The sequence below is a fragment of the Chitinibacter fontanus genome (assembly GCF_013423785.1).
In the GTDB taxonomy this organism is placed as follows: domain Bacteria; phylum Pseudomonadota; class Gammaproteobacteria; order Burkholderiales; family Chitinibacteraceae; genus Chitinibacter; species Chitinibacter fontanus.
This window is the reverse complement of the sequence record NZ_CP058952.1, coordinates 1,154,197-1,179,019: the sequence shown is the minus strand read 5'-3', so window position 1 is coordinate 1,179,019 and position 24,823 is coordinate 1,154,197. Positions and strand designations below refer to the sequence as shown.

Genomic DNA, 24,823 nt, shown 5'->3' with positions numbered 1-24,823 from the left:
GTGTGATTGCGTTGAAGGAGTGCTAGTTCTAATCAGACTCATTTCAGTGGTGCGGGGTGGAATCTTTATGTGGCATTGGCTAATACCACTTTCTGACGAATATAATTGATTTCGAATATATGCAGGACTGGAAGGTAAGTTTACCAAGCTGACTTTTTGTGTTTTATTAAGTAATTTTTTTGAAAGCATCTGGCGCGGCGTTTAGTGTGATGTACGCCATAGTGCAGGGCAAAAAAGTAAAAAAAGTATGTAGTTTTAATGGCGTTAACTACATAACTAATTTAAAAAACCTACATGAACATTTTCTAATGTTGCGTTGCAATATTGTTTAATTGAAGCAAAAATGAGGAAATTTTAGTTTTATTCTGTATTTGTTGTGCGATGCAATATTGCAAAAATAATGTAGTTAGTAGTATTTTTACCTTGCTGTATTTCTTTCTGTAGCAAGCTAGTTTTTTTATAAAAAAAGGGTGTTGACAAGGATTTTTCTTTGGAGATAAATAGACACCAACGCAGCTCAGTATGGTTTGAGCGGCGAAGATTGAAGGCTCAAAACAGTTTATTCTTTCATAAAACTGACGAGCTGGATGGTCTGGTTAGTACCAGTTGCATTGCGCGAGTGATGCCAAAATAAATGAGGATGGAGACCCTTATGTCGCACTTTAATCGTTTTGCTGTAGCTGCAATCCCTGCTGCATTGATGGCCGTAGCTAGCTTCTCGTACGCAGCGGATGCGTGGAAAGAAGGTACTACATACAATGCTGGCGCTGTTGTGTCTTACGCTGGTCAAGACTACAAAGCATTGGTAACACACACTGCATATGTAGGCGCTAACTGGAACCCTGCTTCAACGCCAACACTGTGGACTGCAGTTGGTACCGCAACACCAACTACCGCGCCAACAACTGCGCCTGTAGTCACTGCAACACCAAAACCAACGACTGCCCCCGTAGTAACTCCAACTAGCGCTCCAGTAGTGACAGCTACTCCTACCGCTGCTCCTGTAGTGACTAACGCGCCAGCTACTGGTTGCGGCAATGTGGCAGCATGGAACTCAGCAACTGCCTACAATGGCGGCGCTACAGTTGCATACGATGGCAAAAAATATTCAGCTAAATGGTGGACACAAGGTCAAGCACCATCTGCGACAGACCAATGGGGCCCATGGAAACTGGAAGGCGACTGTGGTCCTGTAGTGACTGCGACTCCTGCAGTAACTCCAACAGCTACGCCAGTAGGTATGACTCCTGCGCCAACCGTGGCACCAACTGTTGCACCAACACAAGCTCCAACACCAACACCATTGGCTACTCTAGCTCCAGGCCAAGAAGTACCAGCGCCAACTAAAGCACAAGTGGGTTCTTACTTCACTCAGTGGGGCGTGTATGGTCGCGACTTCCAAGTTGCAGACATTATCACTAATGGTTCTGCTGCCCACCTGACATTCATTAACTACGCGTTTGGTAACATCTACGAGAAAAACGGTGGTTACGAGTGCGGTATCGTTAACAAACTGGAACCAGGTGCAACTGATGCGAACGCAGCCGGCGCGGGAACTGGTGGCGATGCATGGGCTGACTTTGGCTTGACTGCTAAACGTCGCGTTGATCCTTCAGATACCATCAAGTGGGATGACCCATTGGCTGGTAACTTCCGCGAATTGAAAGCGTACAAAGCTAAGTATCCAAATACCAAACTGTTCATCTCTCTGGGTGGCTGGACTTGGTCTAAGTGGTTCTCTAAAGCCGCTGCAACTGATGGTCTGCGCAAACAGCTGGTTAAATCTTGTATCGACATCTACATCAAAGGTAACTTGCCAGTGGTTGATGGCCGTGGTGGCGTAGGTTCTGCTGCTAATATCTTTGACGGTATTGATATCGATTGGGAATTCCCAGGTGTAATCGGCCAGCCATACAACAATGTATCGACTGCCGATAAACAAAACTTCACATTGTTGTTGGCTGAGTTCCGCAAACAATTGGATGAGTTGGCTGCCGCAAATCAGAAGAAATATCTGCTGACTGTTGCGATCGGTGTGGGTAAAGATAAGATCGAACAAACTGAGCCACGTGAATACAGCCGTTACCTCGACTGGATCAACATGATGACTTACGACTTCAACGGCGGTTGGGCTGCACAAGGTCCTACTGACTTCCAGTCGCATCTGTATGCTGACCCAGCCAGCGCCAATTACCTAGATCCAAAAGATCCAAGCAAACGTAGCCTGACTTCTTACTACAACATCGATGATGCAACGACTCTGTTGTTGAACGGTGGTGTGAATCCGAAGAAACTGGTGGTTGGTATTCCGTTCTACGGCCGTGGTTGGACTGGCGTGACTAACGCGAACAACGGTCTGTACCAAAAAGCAACTCAAGCGGCTCGTGGTACTTACGAAGCGGGTATCGAAGACTACAAAGTGCTGAAAAATGCTGCTGGTAACGTGTTTGTTCACCCAGTAACTAAACAGTCTTGGAAATTTGATGGCTCTAATTTCTGGTCTTACGATACACCAGAAGTAATCCAAACTAAGATCGACTACGCTAAAGCGAAAGGCTTGGGCGGTATGTTCAGCTGGTCTCTGGATGGTGATGACAGCCAAGCAACACTGATGAAACAAATGGGCAAAGTTGCTCAGTAATTGTTCCAAATCAAGCCCCTCTTCGGAGGGGCTTTTTTTATACCCGCCCGTTAGAGGCGGGGTAGGGCAAAAGCCCTGATGTGTGCAAAACGGGCCGCAAGGCTAACTGCATAAATCAATAAAATGAATGGAGTAGAGACAAATGAACTCTTGGATGAGTCGAAATGTACCTTTCGGATTGAGTGCACTCAGTGCCTCGCTAATGCTGGCTGCTGGTGTGGCTTCCGCAACCGATGTCGCCCCGTATTATGAGATGTGGTATGCGGGCAATAACCTCTCGCTAACACAAGCCCGTCAACAATTGGGTCTTAATTCAGTGACCTTGGCTTTTACAATTGCCAAGGGTAATAGCTGCGCGATTAGTAATGATGGATCTGGTACGGATATACTTAATGGGGGTATGAAGTCCGACATCGCGACCTTCCGCCAAGCTGGTGGTCGGGTCATCGCATCGTTTGGCGGTGCATCGGGCACCTATCTTGAGTCGGTCTGCTCTGTTGATGCGATGGTCAACCTCATTGACGGCATGATTCAGACGCATGGGATTAAGGCGCTGGATTTTGACGTTGAAGGCGGCTCGCTCAGCAATGCGGCGTACAACAGCACGCGCTCGGCAGCGATCAAGCAACTGCAAGCCAAATACCCTGATTTGTATGTGTCATTCACCTTGCCAGTGATGCCAACAGGCTTGACTACTGAAGGCGTAAACGCAGTGAAATCGGCAATTAACGCCGGCGTGCGGGTGGATATGGTCAATGTGATGGCGATGGACTACGGTGCGTCGGCGTCATCAGGCAAGAAAATGGGCGATTTGGCCGTGCAAGCCGCACAAAGCACCTTTGCTCAGATCAAGCCTTTATTCCCCGGCTTGAGCGATGCGCAAATTTGGGCCAAAGTCGGCGTAACCCCAATGTTGGGCGTGAACGATGTGCAGTCTGAAGTGTTTGGCTTGGCTGATGCGCAAATTTTGACCAATTTCGCCAAAACCCAAGGTCTGGGCCTGATCGCATGGTGGTCGTTCCATCGTGATAACACCAGCAATGGCGCCAGCAAAGCGAATTTTGATTTCTGGAATATCTTTAAAGCAGCACAGAGTGGAGCCGTAACGCCGACGACTTCTCCGGCGCCTACCCCAAAACCCACGACAACGCCTATTGTTGATCCAACGGCTCCGCCACTGGTGACGCCACAACCGACAGCAACACCAGTTACTGGTGGCGCAGGCGCGTGGAATTCGTCGATAGCTTATACCGGCGGCCAGCGCGTGGTTTACAACGGCGTCACTTATGAAGCCAAATGGTGGACTCAGGGCGATATCCCAGGGGCCGCAGAATGGGGGCCATGGAAAGTAGTGAGTGCTGCAGCAACAGCAACGCCAGTAGTGACTAGTGCTCCGACAGCTACACCAAAACCAACGAGCACTCCGGTGGTGACAGCTGCGCCGACTGCGACACCAACAGCGACTCCTGTTGTGACTGCCGTGCCAACAACTGCACCGACCACTAAGCCTACGGCCACACCGACTGCCACGCCAGTTGTCACCGTTGCGCCTACGACGGCCCCCAATAGCTGTGGCATGTGGGCTGAGGGTACTAACTATAAAGCGGGCGATGTGGTTAGCTACGCAGGGAATAGCTACACCGCGCTGGTTGCCCACACTGCATATGTTGGTGCGAACTGGAATCCAGCTTCAACACCCACGCTGTGGAAAGCTGGCGGCAGCTGCGGCGTGAATGTAACGCCAACTCCAGCGCCAGTAGTGACCCCGACACCAAGCACCGGTCCAGTGGTTACGCCTACGCCAAGCACGGGCCCAGTAGTGACACCAACTCCTGCGCCAACAATTCCAGGTGGTCCAGTGCCAGCCCCGACTGCGAAACAAGTCGGATCATACTTCGCACAATGGGGCGTGTACGGTCGTGCGTTTGAAGTGGTTGACTTTGTAAATAATGGCTCAGCCGCCAAAATGACTTTCCTGAACTATGCGTTTGGCAATATTTATCAGAAAAATGGTGGATATGAATGTGGCGCAGGGATCGACAAGCTAGAGCAGGGCGCGACTAATCCGAACGCACCGGATGCAGGTACTGGTGGTGATGCTTGGGCAGACTATGGTCGTCCACCTAGCCGTCAAGTTAATCCAAGTAATGTGATTACTTGGGAAACTCCGTTGGCGGGTAACTTCCATGAGCTCAAAGATCTAAAAGCGAAATTCCCTAACATCAAAGTGTTCATCTCTTTGGGCGGTTGGACTTGGTCGAAGTGGTTCTCTAAAGCGGCAGCCACCGATGCCTTGCGTAAACAGCTGGTATCTTCGTGTTTGGACATCTACATCAAAGGCAATCTGCCTTCATACAGCGGACGTGGTGGCCCAGGCTCGCTGGCGGGCGTATTTGATGGCGTGGATATCGACTGGGAATTCCCGGGCGTAGTCGGTCAGCCGTACAACACCGTATCGCCAGACGATAAACAGAACTTCACTTTGCTGATGGCAGAATTCCGCAATCAATTGAATGCACTGAGCGCGGCCAATGGCAATAAGAAGTACTACCTGACTGCAGCAATGTCAGCGGGTAAAGACAAGATCGAAATGACCGAGCCTGGTAATTACAGCCAGTACCTCGACTGGATCAACCTGATGACGTATGACTTCCATGGCGGCTGGGAATATACCAGCACGACGTATATGGATGCCGCGTACGAAAATCACGCCAATCCAGCCGCAGTAACAGATTTCCACTCTAATCTCTATGTTGATCCGAAGAGCCCGAATTACCTTGATCCAAAAACAGGTCAGCGTGGTGTCGCTTCGTACTACAACATTGACGATGCGGTGAATAATCTGCAGCTCGGTGGCTTCCCCGCCAATAAGATCGTTGTTGGCGTACCATTCTATGGGCGCGGTTGGAGCTCAGTTGCCCCGGGTGCTAATAACGGCTTGTATTCTGGCGCAACCACGCCGGCGCATGGCACTTACGAAAATGGTATTGAAGACTTTAAAGTCATCAAAAACGCAGCTGGCACGATCTACACTCATCCAGTCACCAAACAATCTTGGAAGTTTGATGGTTCTACCTTCTGGTCATATGACACACCAGAAGTGATCCAGACTAAGATTGATTACGTGAAAACCAAAGGGCTGGCAGGGATGTTTAGTTGGTCGCTCGATGGTGATGATAGCAATGCTACTTTAATGAAGGCGATGGCGAATGTAGCTAAATAATTTTAGCTAGCTAAAACCAAATCAAACTCGCTCCAAGGGGCGAGTTTTTTATTGCTGCCGTGCAGATAAATGGCAGCGCTGCACCAAGATTCGCTGACTATACTTTAAGCCTCCTTCTGATCGAGGCAGGGTATGAGTCATTTGATTCAGCGTTTATTTGCCGAGAAAAGCGTCAATACCGAGTTGGACGATTTTGCCCAGCTCAACGCCTTATCGCCGCGGCGTGATGATCAGGGTTTTGAGCCATTTGATCTGGTCGCGCATGATGCAAAAAGTATTTTGTGCCGCGAAACGATTGTTAATCGCGAGGAAAAAGTGGTCGGCCACGAGTTTATGCTCAAAAAGAGTATTACCCGGCGTATTTTCTTAGGGCACGCAATGCGGCGTTTGTACGATCAGGCTCTGGTTAGCCAATTGGTGGGCATGCCGCTGGCGCGCCTACTGGGGCACCGCTTCGCCTTGGTTAATTTTGAGGCCGCCCATATTTTTGATCCCAATTTACAATTTCTGCCCGCCGCTCAGTGTGTACTGGTGTTGCGCTTTGGTGAAGAAGATGTTGCGGCCGAGATTATCGAACAAGTGCGGCGTTTGCAGCATGCAGGGTTGCGCTTTGGCATATTGGCGCATGAGTGTATTAACACCGGCATGAGTCAATTGGCAGAAGCGCTCGACTTTGTGGTGCTGGATTTACAGGAGGAATGGACATTCTCTGCTGATGTGGTGCAATGGGTGACAGAGCGCTGGCAATTGCAATTGATTGCCTGCCAAATCGATTCGCGCGAGGCGTTTGAATCTGTTTGGCACTCAGCCCTGTACGGTGACCGAATCGCATATTTTCAGGGGACATTCATCAGTTCGCGGGGAGAATGGAATCAGCCTTCGGCGCAGGTAATACGTTCACAGGTTTTATTATTACTCGATTGCATTCAGCGCGAAGTCGGCACGCATGCATTGGCCGAAGCTTTAAAGTCCGACCCGGTGATTTTTTATAAATTATTACGCATGGTCAATTCACCGGCTTTGGGTTTATCCCAGCCGGTGAGTAGTGCGGAGCAAATTATTAATGTACTGGGGCGCGATAGCCTTTATCGCTGGTTAAGTTTGCTCCTGTTTAGTGCAGAAACCCATACTGTGAATGATCTGCACTTTATGGATGCCGCTTTATTGCGCGCCCGCTTGATGGAAAATCTGGCTCAAGAGAAGTTGGGCCCAGAGCAGGCTTCTCAATTATTCCTAACCGGCGCTTTATCATTAATGGATGCTCTGCTACAGCAGCCTTTGCCGCAAGCATTGCAACCATTATCCTTGCCAGATCCTGTGCGTTTAGCATTGCTAGAACGTACGGGCCCGTACTTTGCATACTTGCAGTTAGCTCTGGCGGTGGAGCGACAAGACCGCACGCTAATTCAAGCTTTGGGCGATTCAATGGGGATGAGCACTGCGCAAATTTTACGCTGCCGCAGTGAGGCTCTATTGTGGGCAGAGAAAGTACATCACTAGTGGGTATATTCCTAAAGGTATTTATTTTAAATGGCTGTGGCTATATGCCCGTTGGGGTATTTCGTTGTGGCCGAAATCATTTAAACTGCTCCAAACGATGGAGCCACCATGAGTGCCAGAATCCTGATCATTGAAGATGACCCCCAGATCAGCGCCAATATTTACGATTACCTCACAGCCAAAGGCTTTACACCCGATGCGGCACCCAACCCCGCGGTAGCCTTACATTTATTAAGTCACAGCAAGTTTGATCTCATTGTGCTCGATTTGGGTTTACCCGGCATGGGTGGATTGAACCTGGCACAACAGATTCGGCAGGTGCTGGGTTTGACCTTGCCGATGATTATTCTAACTGCACGCGATACTCTGGACGATAAACAGGCAGGGTTTGACGCCGGTGCCGATGATTACATGCTCAAACCGTTTTCATTGAAAGAGCTGGAGATGCGGATTAATGCCCAGCTACGACGTGCCAAAGGTTTTGCCGCCGTAGCGCGTTTACGTTTTGGGCTTATCGAGTTTGAAAGTCGAACCGGTGAAGTGTTTTGGCAAGGCAAACCGCTGAAATTGGCGCCGAAAACCGTGCTGTTGCTACAAACTTTACTAGCCCAGCCGCAAACCTTGTTTAGCCGGGAGCAATTAGAGCGGGCGGTATGGGGGAGTGAGCAAGATAGCAGTGATGCGTTGCGCTATCACTTATCGCAGCTACGTAAAGCGCTTACGCTGCCCGATGGCTCTAGCCCGATTCAAACTATCCACGGTCGTGGATATATGCTGATTAGTCATGGTGAGTAATAAATGCCCCGTATGAGTTTGCGTCGGCGTATTTCACTGGCTTTTGCCATCTTGATTTTTGGCTCGCTGTTAGCCATGGCGGTGTCATTACTGCTGTCGGCTGAAGAGCGGCAAGAAGAGTTAATCGACGAAGTGGTTAATAGCACGCTCAATCAAATTGAGGCGCGCTGGCCGATTACTGGCCAATTAGTTTTGCCGAAAAATTTATATTTCTATCATGCGCCAATCGGGCAAACGCCCAAGGCTTTGCCGTTTGAAATCGCCCGTTTCGCGGTAGGCAATGCGGAGTTTTACGAGCGTGGACACGAGTACCACGTAGGCGTGCGTGAACATGCTGGTATGCGTTTATATCTGCTTTACGATACGCATGACCATCAGGAGCGTCTGCAGGATATTTACCTTGGCGTTATGGTGGCCGTGCTGGTGCTGACGGCCTTGGGTTTGGTGATGGGGGTGTTTTTCTCGGGTAGTATCTTGCGCCAGCTTTCCGCATTAACGCATGCGGTGCAGCATAATTTACCCCTTGATCTGGCGGTGTTGCGCGATCAGGAAGTTGCGATTTTGGCGACTGCCGTTAGTGATTCACGCGCCCAAATGGCGGCTGTTTTGCAGCGCGAACGTGATTTTACCGCTCATGCTGGACATGAGTTACGCACCCCGCTCACCACTATCCGCACAAGTGCCGAGCTACTGCGTGAACTGGCCGATTTATCTGAGGCCAATTTGGCGCGCGTGGCCAATATTGAAGCTGCGGCCGACGAAATGCAGGCCCGACTGACTGCGCTGCTTTTTTTAGCTCGTGATTTGCGCGCGATGCAAATTGGCCCAGTTAATTTGGCGCGAGCGATCAACGATGTTTTGGCACACTTTGCTGCGGAAAAACCGCACATTCAGCGTCGTAATTCTGTGCCGCCACAAGTACAAATTGCGGCCGACCCACAGTTGTTATCGATGTTGCTCGATAATGTACTGGGCAATGCTCTGCGCTACACTCAGACGGGCGAGATTGTAATTTGCTGGCAAAATGGGGTTTTGCGCATCAGCGATACAGGCTTAGGGTTTGAAGATGTTGAATCTGCCCGCTTGTTTGAGCCTTTTGAGCGCGCTAGTACGATGCCTGACGGGTTTGGCTTGGGCTTGGCGATTGTGCAGCGGATTTGTGATGCAATGGCTTGGCAATGTGCCTTGCAAAGTCGTCCAGGTGTCGGTACAGAAATGCGAATTCAAATCCCGATTCATGATTGGCCGCTCACAAAAAACTCACAATAAACTTCACGAATACTCACAACGCGACTTGTAGACTAACAGCCCATTGAAATAGATTGGCATGTTTATGCGCGCGCACTCTCGTCGTTTTTATCTATCGCATTTCGGTTTAACGCTGTTATTTGCTGCAATCTTGCTGGGCTGGTACCCCCAAACACAGTGGGATGTGGCGATTGCGTCGTTTTACTACGATCCCGCTTTGCATGCTTTTCCGCTGAAAAATAATTTCTTTCTCTCCGGGGTGATGCACAGCGGCTTGCGGAGCGCTCTGTGGTTTATTCCACTGGCATTAATTGGCGTCTTGCTTTGGTCGCGCGTCACTCCAGAATTGCAAATACATCGTCGCCGAATCAGCTGGCTATTGCTGGGCATGGCTTGTGCCACGCTAGTTGTTTCTGTGCTGAAAAAAATGAGTATTCACGCGTGCCCATGGGATTTGCAAATGTTTGGTGGGTATGCCCCTTTATTGCCACTATTTGCGGATTTGCCAGCTGGCATTAGCCCGGGACGTTGTTTTCCCGGCGGCCATGCCTCGGGTGGATTTGCTTTATTTGCGTTTTATTTTGCACTGCGTGATGACGCCCCTAAGCTGGCATACCTGAGTTTAGTGATTGCTGTGCTGCTGGGTATGGCAATGGGATGGACGCAAATGATGCGTGGGGCACATTTCTTATCACACAATCTATGGACAATGTGGTGGACTTGGATGGTACTGCTCGTGCTGTACATCGTATTCCCACCGCTGGCTGCGAAGAAAGAGAATCTGGAGGTGCCCGCATGAGTTGGCAATTGCGTAGTGAACGACTGACCGCGCTGGTCGTGCTGTTTTTATTATCGGCGTGCAATTGGGTTTTTTGGCAAAAATTTATTGCTCTGCAGCAGCCAGATTCGTTGGCTGCGTGGCTGTTTATTGGCGTTGGTTTTGTATTTTTATTCTTGGTTTTTAATGCCATTCTGACATTGTTGGCCTTGCCCTATGTATTTAAGCCACTGATCAGTTTGCTACTGCTCATTACGCCGTTCGTGGTTTATTTTATGAGCCAGTACGGCGTGATGATTAACGCCGAAATGATTCAAAATGCTGCGGAAACCAATCATGCAGAAACCCGTGATTTGTTGACGCTGAAAATGCTCAGCTATGTCGTTTTGCTAGGGGTGTTGCCGCTGATTGCTTTATGGCGCACTAAGATTGAATTTCGACCATTTAAGCAAGAGCTGAAAGTTAAATCGTTGATTTTGACGGGCTCCCTGCTATTACTTGGGGTGATTGCGGCGGGTTTTTATAAGGATTTTGCTTCGGTTTTTCGTAATCATCGCGAGTTAAAGTATTTATTAACCCCAAGTAATTACATCCAAGCGTCCAGCACGTATCTGCGTAAAAGCGCGGCATTACGTCCAGTCGAGGTTAAGCCGATTGGTGAAGATGCTAAACAAGGTGCGCGTTGGGGTAAGGTCACTCGTCCATCACTGACCGTGATCGTGGTGGGGGAGACTGCACGAGCTGCTAATTTTTCACTCAATGACTATGAGCGCGAAACTAATCCGCAGTTAAAGAAAATTCCGGAGCTGATTAATTTTAGCGATTTCCGTTCCTGCGGTACCGATACGGCTGTGTCTGTGCCGTGCATGTTCTCGATGTTCGAGCGCAACGATTACAGCGATAAACTAGCTAAAAGCCATCAGGGCTTGTTGGATATCTTGCAGCGTGCAGGTTTGGCGGTGAACTGGCGTGACAACCAGTCCGGTTGTAAAGGAACGTGTGATCGCGTGCCCAATGAGCAAACCTCGGCGCAGCCCGACCCCGCACTATGTCGTGACGGTGAGTGCTGGGATGAAATTCTGCTGAAAAAAATACCGCAGCAACTGGCTCAGTTGGCGGAAGGCAAGCAATCTGCTGTGCTGGTTCTGCATATGATGGGCAGTCATGGCCCCGCGTATTTCAAACGCTATCCAGACCAATTTGAACGCTTTAAGCCTGCCTGCAAAACCAATCAACTAGATAAATGCAGTCAGGGCGAAATTATGAATAGCTATGACAATACCTTGGTCTACACCGACCATGTGCTGGCTAGTTTGATACAGTTACTGCAAGGTCAACAGGATAAAGTTGATACCGCTATGGTGTATGTCTCTGATCATGGCGAATCTATTGGTGAGCGTGGGCTATACCTGCATGGCTCACCCTATGTGATTGCGCCAGATTACCAAACCCATATTCCGGCGCTGATGTGGTTTTCGCCGCAGTATCAGCAAAGCCGGGGGATTAGTGCTAGTTGTTTAAAACAAAAAGCTGCGCAGCCATATTCGCATGACAATTTGTTTCATTCAATGCTGGGGCTCTTGGACGTATCGACCAAAGAATATCAAAGTAAGCTCGATCTATTTGCCAGCTGCCGCCAGCCTTAAGGCGTGGTGCAGGGGGATTTACACCGCAGCGCGAAACGCCTGCGGTGTGCGCCGCATCACCCAATCAAACAACGGCTGCCATTCGGCCTGATCGCGCATGATTTTGCTGGCTGGTAAATCAAATAAAGTCATACCGCGTTGAATAGTCTGGTTGTAAAGCTGGGTATCGCGGATGCAGGTGATGAGTGGAATATCAAATTTCTGCAAAAAGGCTGGCAATTGCGTCGCGGCTTGCGTGCGCGAGTTGACCCGCATTCCCACTGCGCCGACCTGAACTTCCTCTCTGCGCACTGCCTTCATCTCGGCTAGCTCTTCAAAAAAATCAGCACTGGCCCATAGATCAAATGCCGATGGCAAAATCGGCACAATCACATGATCTACAATCTTCAGAACTTTCTTTAATTTGCCATTCGCAAAACACGCGGGAGTATCGAGTACCGCGACTTGACTACCTTTTGGCGGGCGCGCTATCTGATCATCACCGATTTCCCAGCGGGCAATTTGCGGCAATTGGGCTGAGCGTAAATTGAGCCAGTGATGGCTGGAGTGTTGTTTATCCAGATCGCCAAGCATCACTTTGGCTTCCTGCCAGGCAAACCAGCTGGCGAGATGGGTGGCTAAGGTGGATTTACCGCTGCCGCCTTTGGGGTTCACGATCAGAATCTTGCGCATAGCTACAAACCAAAACAAAAAGCGAGATTGATTATGGCAGAGATCGTCAGTTTTAATGTGACAATTTTGTTAAATTATTACCGTTGAGTGAAAGAATTATGAAGGGCTGGGCTGTTGTTGTTTTTGTGGCGCAATTCTTTTGTAGATGTATGCTTCCCTGATTATTATTTTTGCTTGCTTTTGAGCATATACCTGGATAGGTATAAAAAAGCCCCGCACGTTGGCGGGGCTCGGAGCTACTGAACTGAAAATTACTTAGTCAGTTCCAGCAATTTAGCGAAGGCTTCATCAAACTGTTTCAGACCATCTACTTGCAACTGTTCACCAGCCAAGTTGTAGTTGATACCCAAGTTGCGCACTGCAACCAGTGTTGCAACCGCAGCGTCGATATTGGTGTCGAGCGTGTTAGCTGCGTTACCGTGGTCGCGGAACAGCGCCAAAGTAGCATCTGGTACGGTGTTAACAGTTTCTGGCCCGATCAGATCTTCAACGTACATCACATCGTTGTAGGCTTTGTTTTTGGTACCAGTAGAAGCCCACAGCAGACGTTGTGGATTCGCGCCTTTGGCTTTCAATGCCGCAAAACGGCTGCCTTGGAACAGGCCTTTGTAGTGTTGGTAAGCCACTTTAACGAATGATTTCGCTACCGTGCCACGCAATGCCAGCGCTTCTGGTGTGCCGATGGCTTCGAGTTGTGGGTCGATCAGGCTATCTACGCGCGACAAGAATACTGAAGCAACCGCTTGTACTTTATCCACTGGCAGGCCAGCAGCAGCGCGTGCTTCCAGACCGCGGATGTAGGCAGTCAATACGTTGTCAACGTGTTTCAGGTTGAACATCAAAGTAATGTTTACATTGATACCTGAAGTGATCAATTCTTCAAAGGCCACCACACCTGCGTCAGTCGCAGGTACTTTGATCATCGCGTTCGGGCGATCAATCGCAGCCCACAGACGTTTAGCATTGTCGATGGTGCCTTGCGCGTCGTTTGCCAGTGTTGGCGATACTTCCAAGCTCACATAGCCATCCAAACCATTGGTTGCGTCGTACATCGCACGGGTCAAATCGCAAGTGGCTTGAATATCAGGAACAACCAGCGCTTCGTAGCGTTGCTCTGCAGTCAGATCTTGTTTTTTCAATTCAGCCAAATCGCCAGTGTAGAGCGGGTCAGACGAAATTGATTTGTAGAAAATCGCAGGGTTAGAGGTAACGCCAGCGATGTCGTCTTCAGAGATCAGGCGAGCCAATTCGCCAGACTCCAACAGACCACGGGAAAGATTGTCCAACCAAATACGTTGACCGAAAGGTTTGATTGCTGCGATTCTGCTCATAGTAGTGACCTCATGATTGAAGTAAGCGATTCATTTCTGCGTGGGCTTTGAATTTGAACTTGGTTCTGGACAAAGCATCTCAATGACATGGGGCATTATCAACGAAAGCCAAGTCTTTTGCCTTTGCGCAGACGCAAAAAACATGCGATTGCTGCAATTTACGGTCACTTGACCTTGCAAGCAAGTGTCAAATCATAGCAGCACCGATTTATTCAATCACACGGGCTTGTGGAAACTTCACGGCAAATTCACTGCCTTTGCCTAGATCAGAGGTAATGATCATCTGTGCTTGATGGCGATGCAGAATGTGTTTCACAATCGCTAGCCCTAGGCCAGTGCCACCGGTATTGCGCGAACGGCCACGATCTACGCGATAAAAGCGCTCGGTTAGCCGCGGGATATGCTCGGGCGCAATGCCGATGCCGGTATCGCGGCAGGTAAAGCAGGCCGTATCGTCGCGTTTTTCCCAGCCGATGGTAATGGTGCCGCCCGGTGGCGTGTAACGGATGGCATTCGACACCAGATTGCCCAGCGCGGAGTGCAGTTCGTCGTGATTACCAATCAGCCGTGGGCGATCAAGGCGGCCAATTTCTACCGTATGGCGGCCTTGCGACAACCCGTTGGCCTCTGTGCGCAGCAATTGCATCAATTGCGGAATGTCGACTTCTTCTTCGCGCACTTGCGCGCCGCTTTCGAGCTTGGAGAGCGTTAGCAGGTCTTCCACCAAACGTTGCATACGCTGCGTTTGTTCATACATCAGTTGCAAATGGGTTTCCCGCGTCGCGGCATCGGATGACGGCATATCGATCATAGTTTCGATAAAGCCGCCGACCACCGTAAGCGGTGTGCGTAGTTCGTGCGAGACATTCGCGACAAAATCACGATGTACCGTTTGTACCCGTTCCAATTGAGTAATATCGCGGCTCAGTAGCAACTTGCGAGTCGAGTCGAACGGCACAATCTGGGCCGACAGCGTTTGTTCGGCTGGACGAGTGATGCGGATAATCACTGGATGACTAAAATCTTGCTGCTTGAGGTAATCACGCAAACTGGGGTAGCGCAATAAATGCGTGATTGGCTGGCCCATGTCGAGTTTGCGATTCAGGCTTAAGTGCTCGCATGAGGCGGGGTTGCACCATTCGATGCGATCATTGTCATCCAAAATTACCACGCCATCAGGCAGTGCCTCGGCGGCTGATAAAAAGCGATCTAAGGTGCCAGCAAGGCGCTCTTTGGCTTTTTTCTGCTTGCGCACTTCGGCGTAGATCTGATCAAAGACTTCCTGCCACAGCATAAAACTGCCGGGTACATTATCGACTTGCGGGTTTTCCAGCCAGCGATGCAGGCGGTGCAAATTAAAAATATGAAACAGGCAGGCAATCGAGACTACGCACAAAGCAAAGGCTACGCCCCACACCGTACCAGCAATGGCGCTAATCGCCAGCGCAATTAAGGCGGTGAGAAAGTAGTAAATTATCGATCGAAGCCAAAGCATGAGCGGCCTTTAAACTAATACATATTCGAAAAAACAAAGGGTAATGCACTCGCATTACCCTTGTGGCGTGCGAGCTTGGCAGCTTAGTTGACTGATAGTCGATAGCCCGAGCCACGCACGGTTTGAATCAGATTATCGTGCCCTGTTCCCTCAAGTGATGAACGTAGGCGACGTATATGCACATCCACAGTGCGTTCTTCAACAAATACATGATCACCCCACACTTGGTCGAGCAAGTGTGCACGAGTGTGAACTCGTTCAGTATGCGTCATAAAGAAATGCAATAAACGGAATTCAGTAGGGCCCAGTTCCAGCGGTTTGCCATTGCCTGACACGCGATGGGTTACAGGATCAAGGCGTAGACCATGAATTTCAACCGGATCATCCGTCGCTTGCGGTGCACGGCGGCGCAATACCGCTTTAATGCGCGCCTGTAATTCACGTGGGCTAAATGGCTTGGTAATGTAATCGTCAGCGCCTGTTTCCAGCCCCGCAATTTTATCCTGTTCGTCCGAACGAGCAGTGAGCATGATCAAGGGAATCGAGCGGGTACGCTCGTCGCCGCGCAGCTTACGTGCGAAATCAATGCCGGACATGCCTGGCAGCATCCAGTCGAGCAAAATTAAATCAGGTAAAGCATTGCGCACAATGCCTTGAGCGCTCTCGACAGAATCGGCGCGCATCACATGATGACCCGCTTGTGACAGGTTAAAAGCAATCAGTTCTTGGATTGCTGGTTCATCTTCAACCAACAGGATATTGGCGGCCATTGAGTGCTCCCCGCGGAAAAAGTTCAATAATTTGTTTGCGAGAATAAGGCTTAAGTGTGAACTTAATATTACAAGTCTGCAAATTGCCAACATTATTTTTCAAAAAATGAAAGCTTTGGCGATGTTTTATGATTTTGGGGTGAGGTAAATTACAGCGCCAGCGGGCGGAAATCGGCGCAACCAGATAGCGGTCTACTCGGCTTGGGTGGTGGCTGCGCCTTAAGCGCGGTATGATTACGGCAATTCTTTTTTAGGCAAATGACGCGCATGGCCGGCCTTACTACAGATACTCCTCACCCTACCGAATTGACTTTGCACCAAGCTTCGCGCGTGCTGGAAATTGCCTTCGCCGATGGCGCGCGTTTTTCTTTACCCTGCGAATATCTGCGCGTACTTAGCCCGTCGGCCGAAGTACGTGGTCATGGGGTGGGTAATGAAGTGCTGCAGGTGGGCAAAATCAACGTCAATATCCGTGCCATTGAGCCAGTTGGTCATTATGCAGTTAAGCTGGTATTTGATGATGGCCATGATTCTGGCTTGTTTTCATGGCAATACCTCTATGAATTGGGTGCCAATTATGACGCTTATTGGCAGAAATATCTGAATGAACTCGCTGCGGCCGGCGCGTCGCGTGAACCGTTGTAAGAAGTGCTGCGCCATCCTGTTTTGGAGGGCGGTTCGCTACTTTTAAGTGATTGATAAAAAGGCAAAACAAATGAGCGATTCAAAAACCCATTTTGGTTTCAGCACGGTCAACGAATCTGAAAAAGCGCAAAAAGTCGCCGAAGTGTTTCACTCGGTCGCGCAAAAATACGATGTGATGAATGACCTGATGTCGGCAGGCCTGCACCGCGCGTGGAAATTTTTCACGATTGAGACCAGCGGAGCGAAAACCGGTGACAAAATTCTCGATATTGCGGGCGGTACCGGCGATCTTTCTAAAGCCTTTGCCAAAAAGGTCGGCAAAACCGGCCAAGTGTGGCTGACCGATATTAATAGCTCGATGCTCGGTGTGGGTCGTGATCGCTTGCTCGACGCTGGATACCCCCTGCCAGTAGCGCAGTGCGATGCAGAAAAGCTGCCGTTTCCAGACGGATACTTCGATATTGTTTCGGTCGCCTTTGGTCTGCGTAATATGACGCACAAAGACGCGGCGTTAAAAGAAATGCATCGCGTGCTCAAACCCGGTGGTCGTTTGCTGGTGCTGGAGTTTTCTAAAGTTTGGGCGCCGCTCAAACCGGCTTATGATTTGTATTCATTCAAATTGCTACCGTTTATGGGCAAGCTGGTGGCCAATGATGCCGATTCTTATCAGTATTTAGCCGAATCAATCCGCATGCATCCGGATCAGGAAACGCTGAAACAAATGATGCTCGATGCTGGATTTGGCCGCGCTGATTTTCACAATATGACTGGCGGCGTTGTGGCGCTGCATAAAGGGACAAAATTCTAATGTTGCTAGCCGGAGTGCTGAATCATTTACTGGGGCAGGCTCCTGCGGCGCAGGCGGAATTGACTCGCTTAGCGGGACGTACTTTTGCGGTGAAGTTGCCGCTGTTCGCCGCCAATGTCGTCGTGATGCCCGACGGTTTGTTGGCGCATTCGGAAGCAGAACCCGAAGCCACACTGACTTTGCCGCTGCAATTTTTTACCCTGCGCCTGACCGATCCGCAGGCAGCTTCGCGCCAAGTCGTCTTGGCGGGGGACCCTGAGCTAGCGAGCAAAGCCGGTGCAGCGCTGGGCGCATTATCTTGGGATGCCGCCGAAGATTTGTCGCGTTTGGTCGGCGATATTGCCGCACATCGGATTGTGAGCAGCAGCCAAAGTCTGGCCAAAGTACCGCTCGCAATGGGGCAGCGTTTGACTGAAACCATGGTTGAATACTTGCGCGACGAAGATCGGCTGTTGCCGCGTAAAGAAGCCGTAGCTGCGTTTTGCGATGATGTGGATACGCTGCGGAATGATTTAGCGCGGCTGGAAAAGCGTTTGGCGCGGCTGGAGGCCGACTTTGGCCGCATTGAAGGCAATGAGCAATAAAGGCGAACATGTTCCGTTTTTTTAAAATCGCCTATGTGGTGGTGCATTTTGGCTTAGACGAATTCCTGCTCGGCCACGAGCGCGTACATGGCTTGCGTAAACTGATTGGCGCGCTGTTTTTCTGGCGCAAACTTGATCAGCCGCGAGCGGTGCGTTTGCGTTTGGCGCTTGAATCCTTAGGCCCAGTGTTTGTGAAATTCGGTCAGGTGCTGTCAACGCGGCGCGATTTGATGCCACCGGACATCGCCAATGAGCTGGCGCAGTTGCAAGACAATGTGCCGCCATTTGATTCGCAAACGGCCATCAACCAAATCGAAAAAAGCCTGGGCAAATCCATCGTCGAGCTGTTTGCCGAGTTTGACCCGCAGCCCGTGGCGTCGGCCTCGGTGGCGCAAGTGCATCGGGCCAAGCTGCACGATGGCAAAGTGGTTGCGGTCAAAGTTCTGCGACCCGGTATTTTGCCAGTGATCGAGAGCGATCTGGCGCTGATGCGGGTATTGGCAGTTTGCGTTGAAAAGCTGTTTGCCGATGGCCCGCGCCTTAAGCCGCGTGAAGTGGTGGCCGAGTTTGATCGCCATTTGCACGACGAGCTTGATCTGATGCATGAAGCCGCGAATGCCAGCCAGCTGCGCCGCAATTTTAAAGATTCCGACCAGCTGATTGTGCCAGAGGTGTACTACGACTTTTGCGCGCGCGAAGTGCTGGTGCTCGAATGGATGGACGGTATTCCGATCGGCAAAATCGAAGAGCTCAAAGCCGCCGGTATGGATCTGAAAAAACTCAGCCGCTTTGGCGTTGAGATTTTCTTTAGCCAGGTATTCCGGCATGGTTTTTTCCACGCTGATATGCATCCGGGCAATATTTTTGTTGCCGCGGATAACAGGTATATTGCGCTAGACTTTGGTATTGTTGGCTCGCTGAGTGATACCGATAAGCAGTATCTAGCGATTAACTTTCTTGCGTTCTTTAATCGCGACTATCACCGCGTCGCAACAGCGCACATCGAATGTGGCTGGGTGCCGAAAGATACGCGCGTTGAAGAGCTTGAAGCGGCGGTACGCACCGTGTGCGAGCCATTCTTTAATAAGCCGCTGAGCCAGATTTCCTTTGGTTTTGTGTTGCTGCGCCTGTTTGAAACCTCGCGCCGCTTTAATGTAGAAATCCAGCCGCAACTGGTGCTACTGCAGAAAACATTGCTCAATATTGAAGGCTTAGGCCGCCAACTCGATCCTGACCTCGATCTGTGGCAAACCGCTAAGCCATTTTTAGAGCGCTGGATGAATGAGCAAATCGGCTGGCGTGGGCTGATTGCCACGCTGAAACATGAAGCGCCGCAATGGGCGACGCTGTTGCCGACGTTGCCACGCAAGCTCAATGAAGTACTCAATCAAAACCACACCGAGCTTTTGCTCGCCGGCTACAAAGGCCTGATGTGGGAGCAGAAAAAACGCAATTATTTGTTGGGAGTGATTGCCTGTTTGCTGGCCGCTCTGCTGTTGAGTTGGTGGGTTAGATAAGCCTGTTTTGCTCTAGTTTTAAAAGCCATCGCTTGCGATGGCTTTTTTTTCGTCCCGAAGATAGATATCCGTTGAGCATTTTACTGCTTGCTATTGAAGAAAGACTGAGCTGTATTACTAGATAGCTATGCCCCATTAAAGACGCTAAAAAAGCGCAAGCAGGATGAGGACGATACACTCAAAAAGGAGTCTGAATGATGAGCAAATCACTATGTACGATTGCTGTTTTTGCCGCATTAGCCCACAGCGCAGCCGCAGCACCTTTACCGCAAGTAGTCGAAAAACTATTACAAACCAGCCCGGATATTCTGAGTGATGTCGGGCAGCGCCGTGCCAGCGATGCCGCGGTGGATAAGGCCAAATCGGGGTATTACCCACGCATCGATTTGTCGGTGGGGGCAGGGCGTGAATACACCAACGATCTTTCGACCCGCACCAATTTTGGTGGTGGCACTGATTATAACCGTCAAGAAGCACAGGCCATTTTGACCCAAATGCTATTTGATGGGATGGCCACCAAGAATGAAGTCGCTCGCCAGCGCGCGCGGCAACTGGGCGCAGCTCATCGTTTGGCAAATACGTCGGAAGATATTGCACTTAAAACTGCCGAGGCTTATCTCGATGTGTTGCGCCAGCAGGAGTTAGTCGCGCTGACGCAAGCTAACCTTGATGCACATTTGAGTACCGCTGAGCAGGTGAAGCTACGTACTTCGGGTGGCTTTGGTCGTAAATCGGATGACGAGCAAATTGATGCGCGGGTTTCACTGGCCAAAGCTAATTTATCGGCTGCCCAGTCTAGCTTGAATGAGGCCAAAATTGCCTATATGCGCTTGGTGGGCGAGGTGCCTGAAGATCTAGCCAAGCCCGATACACCTGCTAATTTGCCTGCAAGCATGGAAGAGGCGGCCAATTGGGCGGTTGCCAATAATCGTTTACTGCTGGCCGCTAAGGCCGATGTGGATGGTGCAAATGCTCAGCATGGTTTGGCTGAGTCACAAATGTATCCTAGGGTCGATCTGGAGGCGGGGGCCGTATATACCAATTCGCTAGATGGTGTCGCTGTGGAAGACTCTACGCGCTACTACGGAATGGTGCGGATGCGTTACACCTTTAAAAGTGGCGGTGATCGGGCTTATGTAGCAGAAACCAAGCAATTGGCTTATTCCGCACAGGAAGTGGCACGTCGGGTAGAGCGGCAAGTGCGGCAAAATGCGGCGCTGTCGTGGAATGCCATGAGTATTGCAGCAGAACGTGTTCCCGTGCTCACGCAATATGCTAACTCCAGCAAATCTGCCCGTGATGAATACAGCAAGCAATTTTCTTTGGGGCAGCGTTCATTGCTTGATTTGCTCGACAGCGAAAACGAGTATTTCACGGCTCGCCGTGATTTGGTCGCCGGACAATACGATGAGCTACGCGCAAAATTCAGACTACTCGCTGATGGTAACCAGTTGCTCAGTACTTTGAATGTGAAACCATTGGCAGAAACCGAGCTGGCGCAACAATAGCAAGCTTGCACGTAAAGAGGCGGCGTTGACCGCCTCTTTTTTTGTCTGTCATTGGGCCATAACTCTGGCCACGCTCGACTAGAATCAAATCAGTCAGTTTGATTGAGGGCATCAATTGTGAGTTCTGCTTCCACGTATCCCCCCCATGAATCTGCAATGCCGCATGCGGCTTTTGTGCCTAGCGATCCTCTCACTACTTGCTTGGTGCAATTAACCCGTTTTTTTCAGCGCCCCTGTTCGGTGCAAACACTAACCAGCGGCTTACCACTGAATGGCAACCGCTTGGATGCCATGCTGTTTCCCCGCGCTGCTGCACGGGCTGGCTTGACTGCCAAGCTGCAGCGACGCTCATTGGATGATATTCCCGATCTTTCGCTGCCGGTGGTGCTGTTGCTCAAGGATGGTGAAGCCTGCGTTGCCGTTAAGCGGCAGGGTAATCAATGGGAGATTCTGGAGGCGAATTCTGCAGGCGGTGTGCAGCATATTACTCAGGCTGATTTAGCCGCTTTGTTTTGCGGCTTTGTGATTTTTGTAAAACCTAGTTTTCAGTTTGATGCTCGCACCCAGGCTGATCATATTCCAAGGGCTGAACATTGGTTTTGGAGCAGTGTGCAGCTTTGTTATCCCATGTATGGACATGTGTTGCTGGCGGCCTGTCTGATCAATATTTTTGCCTTGGCGCTACCGTTGTTCACCATGAATGTGTACGACCGAGTGGTGCCCAATCAAATTTATGACACCCTGTGGGTGCTCTCGATTGGTGTTGTGTTGCTCTTGCTATTTGATGTTTTGATCAAAGCTTTACGTGCCTATTACATTGATTTAGCAGGGAAACGGATTGATGTGATGCTTTCTGCCCAGATTTTTGAGCGAGTGCTAGGGCTCAAAGTCGCATCCCGGCCTCAATCAGTCGGCGCGATGGTGAGCCATTTTCAGGAGTTTGAAGGTTTTCGCGAATTCATTACTTCGGCCACGGTGACCGTGATTGTTGATATCCCGTTTGTCGTGCTGTTTTTGCTGGTAATTTTCTGGCTAGGTGGCTGGCTGGTGTTGGTGCCGATGATTTGTATTCCAGTGATTGTCATATTGAGCCTGCTATTACAGCGCCCCTTGGGTGAGTTGATTCAGCAAAGTTTTAGGGTTGCTTCACAAAAGCAGGCAGGGTTGATCGAGACTTTATCGGGGATTGATACGCTCAAAGCCTCAACTGCGGAAAGCTATGCCCAGCGCCGCTGGGAAAAAATCATTGGCGAATTTGGCAAATTGGCGGTCAAAACGCGCGGTTTGTCATCAATGATTGTGATTCAGGCCGGGTTTATTCAGCAATTGGCAACGGTGGTAATGGTCATTGGCGGTGTGTATCTGATTGGTTTGCGCGAGTTGACCGTCGGTGGTTTGATTGCCTGTAATTTACTGCTTGGCCGTACTTTGGGGCCATTTGCCCAAGTGGCAAGTTTGATCAGCCGTTATCACCAGGCTAGAGCCGGGCTTAAAGGGATGGAGCAGGTCATGGCGCTGCCTGTTGAGCGCGAAAAAGGGCAGGATTTTGTACAGCGGCCCGATTTCAAGGGCGAAATCGAGTTTCGGAACGTGAGTTTTAGCTATCCTGGGCAAGATACGCTGGCACTGGATGATGTGTCATTCCATATTTCCCCCGGGGAGCGAGTCGGCATTATCGGGCGCATCGGTTCCGGTAAAAGTACGCTGGAAAAATTGATTCTGGGGTTTCAGGAGCCCAGTGCGGGTGCGGTATGGATTGATGGTGTGGATGTGCGACAGATCGACCCGGCCCAGTTGCGCCACAATATTGGCTATGTGCCGGAAGACGTATTTTTATTTTATGGCTCCGTGCGCGATAACATCGTGCTGTCTGCGCCGTATATTGATGACGCTGCCATGCTGGATGCTGCAGAAATTGCGGGGGTGAGCGAATTTGTTAATCGCCATCCCAAGGGCTTTGATATGTTGGTGGGTGAGCGCGGGGTTGGATTGTCTGGGGGGCAAAAACAAACACTGGGTATTGCCCGGGCTTTGCTGCTTAACCCCGCGATTTATGTCTTTGACGAAGTGACCAGTGCACTGGATAACCGGAGTGAAGAGCAATTTAAACAGCGCTTTATGCGGCGATTGAACACGCAGCATACTTTATTGCTAATTACCCACCGGATGTCGATGCTCACACTGGTTGATCGCTTATTGGTACTAGATAACGGGCGTTTGATTGCCGACGGTCCTAAAGCAGAAGTAATGAATATGCTCGCGGGAGGGAAGCTCCATGCCGCAAAATAACTCCAAATCGATCAAGCAAGAAGACCTGAATTTTCTCGGCGATGGTGCTGCGGCAATTTATGGTGGGTCAACCTGGTGGGCCAATAGCATTCTATATGCCTGTGGCGCCTTAATTTTGGTGGGTTTGTTGTGGGCTTGCTTTGCTGAGATCGATGAAGTCACAGTAGCAGAAGGGAAGGTGATTCCTTCTAGTCAGGTACAGGTGATTCAAAATCTGGAAGGCGGTATTGTGGCCAGCATCCCGGTCAAAGTGGGCGAAGTCGTCCAAAAGGGCCAGGTGTTGATGAAGCTGGATGAAAAACGGTTTTCCTCTTCCCTCGGCGAAAGCACCGTTAAGCATGATGCTCTCACCGCTAAAATGGCGCGCTTAACAGCGGAGGCCAATGGCAGTGCTTTTGTGCCACCAGAAAAATTACTTAAATCTAACCCGGCGGTGATCGAGGCCGAGCAGCAACTATTTAATTCCCGCAAACGTGAAATTGAATCGTCTGTTTCGGTTTTGCAAAGTGAAGCTGCACAGCGCAATCACGAAATTGCCGGCATGCGCGCCAAGCTGGCGAAATTGGAGTCAGGCTTAAAATTGGCGCAGGAAGAATATGCGATGAGTAAGCCGCTGGCGGAAAAGAATGTGATCTCGCAAATTGATTTTATGCATTTGCAGCGCCAAATTAGCGATCTAAATGGCGAAATTAACGAAACACGTTCGGCTATTCCCGGCTTGCAAAGTAGCTTAGCGGAGACCAATGGCAAGATTGCGGGGGTGTATGCCAAAGCCAAAGCCGATGCTGCCAATGAGCTTGCGGGGGTAAAAGCAGAGTTAGATGCCACATCGGCCACCACGGTTGCTTTGAGTGACCGCTTTGAACGGACCACGATTCGAGCGCCATTGGCCGGGGTGGTGAAGCTGATTAAGGTCAATACTGTGGGCGGCGTGCTGCAGCCGGGAATGGATGTGATGGAGATTGTGCCGTTAGAAGATAATTTGCTGGTTGAAGCCAAGATTCGCCCATCCGATATTGGGTTTTTGCGCCCGAAACAAGAAGCGATGGTGAAACTAACTGCCTATGATTTCTCGATTTATGGCGGTTTGCTGGCCGATGTAGAAACCATTACCGCAGATTCAATTGTGGACGAGGCTAAAAAAGAAAGTTATTACCTGGTACGGGTACGTACCCGCTCAAACCATTTAGGCGATGCCAAACACAATTTGCCGATTATTCCCGGCATGCTGTCGACTGTTCACATTAAAACGGGCAAAAAAACCGTGATGCAATATTTAATGAAGCCGATTGTTAAGGCCAAGAATGAGGCCATGCGAGAGCGATAATTTTTAGGGTATATCTTTGTGGGTGATTAATTGATTGATCCCCAAT

Annotated in this window: 18 protein-coding genes; 14 read left to right on the top strand and 4 right to left on the bottom strand. The window is 50.1% G+C overall.

Translation table 11 applies throughout. From position 1 onward, the window contains the following. Positions 1-652 precede the first annotated feature (652 nt). The 7 genes from HZU75_RS05505 to HZU75_RS05475 all read left to right on the top strand — a co-directional run bounded on the left by HZU75_RS05505 (position 653) and on the right by HZU75_RS05475 (position 11,831). Positions 653-2,641, top strand: a complete 1,989-nt coding sequence (locus HZU75_RS05505) for a glycosyl hydrolase family 18 protein (RefSeq protein ID WP_180308155.1) — start codon at positions 653-655, stop codon at positions 2,639-2,641. 142 nt (positions 2,642-2,783) lie between these two features. After that, positions 2,784-5,864: a glycosyl hydrolase family 18 protein gene (locus tag HZU75_RS05500; RefSeq protein WP_180308154.1), complete on the top strand. Its 3,081-nt coding sequence runs from the start codon at positions 2,784-2,786 to the stop codon at positions 5,862-5,864. 132 nt (positions 5,865-5,996) lie between these two features. Next, positions 5,997-7,364, top strand: coding sequence for an EAL and HDOD domain-containing protein (locus tag HZU75_RS05495; protein WP_180308153.1), 1,368 nt, complete (start codon positions 5,997-5,999; stop codon positions 7,362-7,364). A gap of 108 nt (positions 7,365-7,472) precedes the next feature. Further along, the gene (locus HZU75_RS05490) at positions 7,473-8,159 is read left to right on the top strand and encodes a response regulator transcription factor (RefSeq protein WP_180308152.1); all 687 of its coding nucleotides are present in this window, start codon (positions 7,473-7,475) and stop codon (positions 8,157-8,159) included. A 3-nt stretch (positions 8,160-8,162) separates the two neighbouring features. Next, a complete protein-coding gene (locus HZU75_RS05485) occupies positions 8,163-9,428 on the top strand; it encodes a sensor histidine kinase (RefSeq protein WP_180308151.1) in 1,266 nt (421 codons plus the stop codon). 64 nt (positions 9,429-9,492) lie between these two features. Then, entirely contained in the window at positions 9,493-10,206 is a 714-nt protein-coding gene (locus HZU75_RS05480) for a phosphatase PAP2 family protein (protein ID WP_180308150.1), read from the top strand. Continuing rightward, on the top strand, positions 10,203-11,831 hold the full coding sequence (locus tag HZU75_RS05475) for a phosphoethanolamine transferase (RefSeq protein ID WP_180308149.1): 1,629 nt from the start codon (positions 10,203-10,205) through the stop codon (positions 11,829-11,831). The genes HZU75_RS05480 and HZU75_RS05475 overlap by 4 nt, the downstream gene beginning before the upstream one ends. Before the next feature lie 18 nt (positions 11,832-11,849). Here HZU75_RS05475 and HZU75_RS05470 read toward each other — a convergent pair whose 3' ends face one another. The 4 genes from HZU75_RS05470 to phoB all read right to left on the bottom strand — a co-directional run bounded on the left by HZU75_RS05470 (position 11,850) and on the right by phoB (position 16,099). Beyond that, positions 11,850-12,503 carry a nucleotide-binding protein gene (locus tag HZU75_RS05470; RefSeq protein WP_180308148.1) on the bottom strand — a complete coding sequence of 218 codons (654 nt, stop codon included), beginning with the start codon at positions 12,501-12,503 and terminating at the stop codon, positions 11,850-11,852. A 251-nt stretch (positions 12,504-12,754) separates the two neighbouring features. Then, positions 12,755-13,834, bottom strand: a complete 1,080-nt coding sequence (gene tal / locus HZU75_RS05465; protein ID WP_180308147.1) for a transaldolase — start codon at positions 13,832-13,834, stop codon at positions 12,755-12,757. Positions 13,835-14,042: 208 nt separating this feature from the next. Then, on the bottom strand, positions 14,043-15,329 hold the full coding sequence (phoR, locus tag HZU75_RS05460; RefSeq protein WP_180308146.1) for a phosphate regulon sensor histidine kinase PhoR: 1,287 nt from the start codon (positions 15,327-15,329) through the stop codon (positions 14,043-14,045). Positions 15,330-15,412: 83 nt separating this feature from the next. Further along, positions 15,413-16,099 (bottom strand): phosphate regulon transcriptional regulator PhoB, encoded by a 687-nt coding sequence (gene phoB, locus HZU75_RS05455; RefSeq protein ID WP_180308145.1) that lies wholly within the window; start codon positions 16,097-16,099, stop codon positions 15,413-15,415. Positions 16,100-16,366: 267 nt separating this feature from the next. Between phoB and HZU75_RS05450 the strand changes: the two genes are divergently transcribed. The 7 genes from HZU75_RS05450 (at position 16,367) to HZU75_RS05420 (ending at position 24,777) form a co-directional block, all read left to right on the top strand. Next, positions 16,367-16,744, top strand: coding sequence for a gamma-butyrobetaine hydroxylase family protein (locus HZU75_RS05450; protein WP_180308144.1), 378 nt, complete (start codon positions 16,367-16,369; stop codon positions 16,742-16,744). A gap of 70 nt (positions 16,745-16,814) precedes the next feature. After that, positions 16,815-17,552: a bifunctional demethylmenaquinone methyltransferase/2-methoxy-6-polyprenyl-1,4-benzoquinol methylase UbiE gene (gene ubiE / locus HZU75_RS05445; protein ID WP_180308143.1), complete on the top strand. Its 738-nt coding sequence runs from the start codon at positions 16,815-16,817 to the stop codon at positions 17,550-17,552. After that, positions 17,552-18,136 carry a ubiquinone biosynthesis accessory factor UbiJ gene (locus tag HZU75_RS05440; protein WP_180308142.1) on the top strand — a complete coding sequence of 195 codons (585 nt, stop codon included), beginning with the start codon at positions 17,552-17,554 and terminating at the stop codon, positions 18,134-18,136. Before ubiE ends, HZU75_RS05440 begins: the two co-directional genes overlap by 1 nt. An 8-nt stretch (positions 18,137-18,144) precedes the next feature. Next, positions 18,145-19,653, top strand: a complete 1,509-nt coding sequence (gene ubiB / locus HZU75_RS05435) for a ubiquinone biosynthesis regulatory protein kinase UbiB (protein ID WP_180308141.1) — start codon at positions 18,145-18,147, stop codon at positions 19,651-19,653. A gap of 194 nt (positions 19,654-19,847) precedes the next feature. Next, positions 19,848-21,161: a TolC family outer membrane protein gene (locus HZU75_RS05430; protein WP_180308140.1), complete on the top strand. Its 1,314-nt coding sequence runs from the start codon at positions 19,848-19,850 to the stop codon at positions 21,159-21,161. A 156-nt stretch (positions 21,162-21,317) separates the two neighbouring features. Continuing rightward, complete coding sequence (locus tag HZU75_RS05425; protein WP_180308139.1) at positions 21,318-23,450, top strand: type I secretion system permease/ATPase; 2,133 nt, start codon at positions 21,318-21,320, stop codon at positions 23,448-23,450. Further along, entirely contained in the window at positions 23,437-24,777 is a 1,341-nt protein-coding gene (locus HZU75_RS05420; RefSeq protein ID WP_180308138.1) for an HlyD family type I secretion periplasmic adaptor subunit, read from the top strand. The genes HZU75_RS05425 and HZU75_RS05420 overlap by 14 nt, the downstream gene beginning before the upstream one ends. The last annotated feature ends 46 nt before the right edge of the window (positions 24,778-24,823 follow it).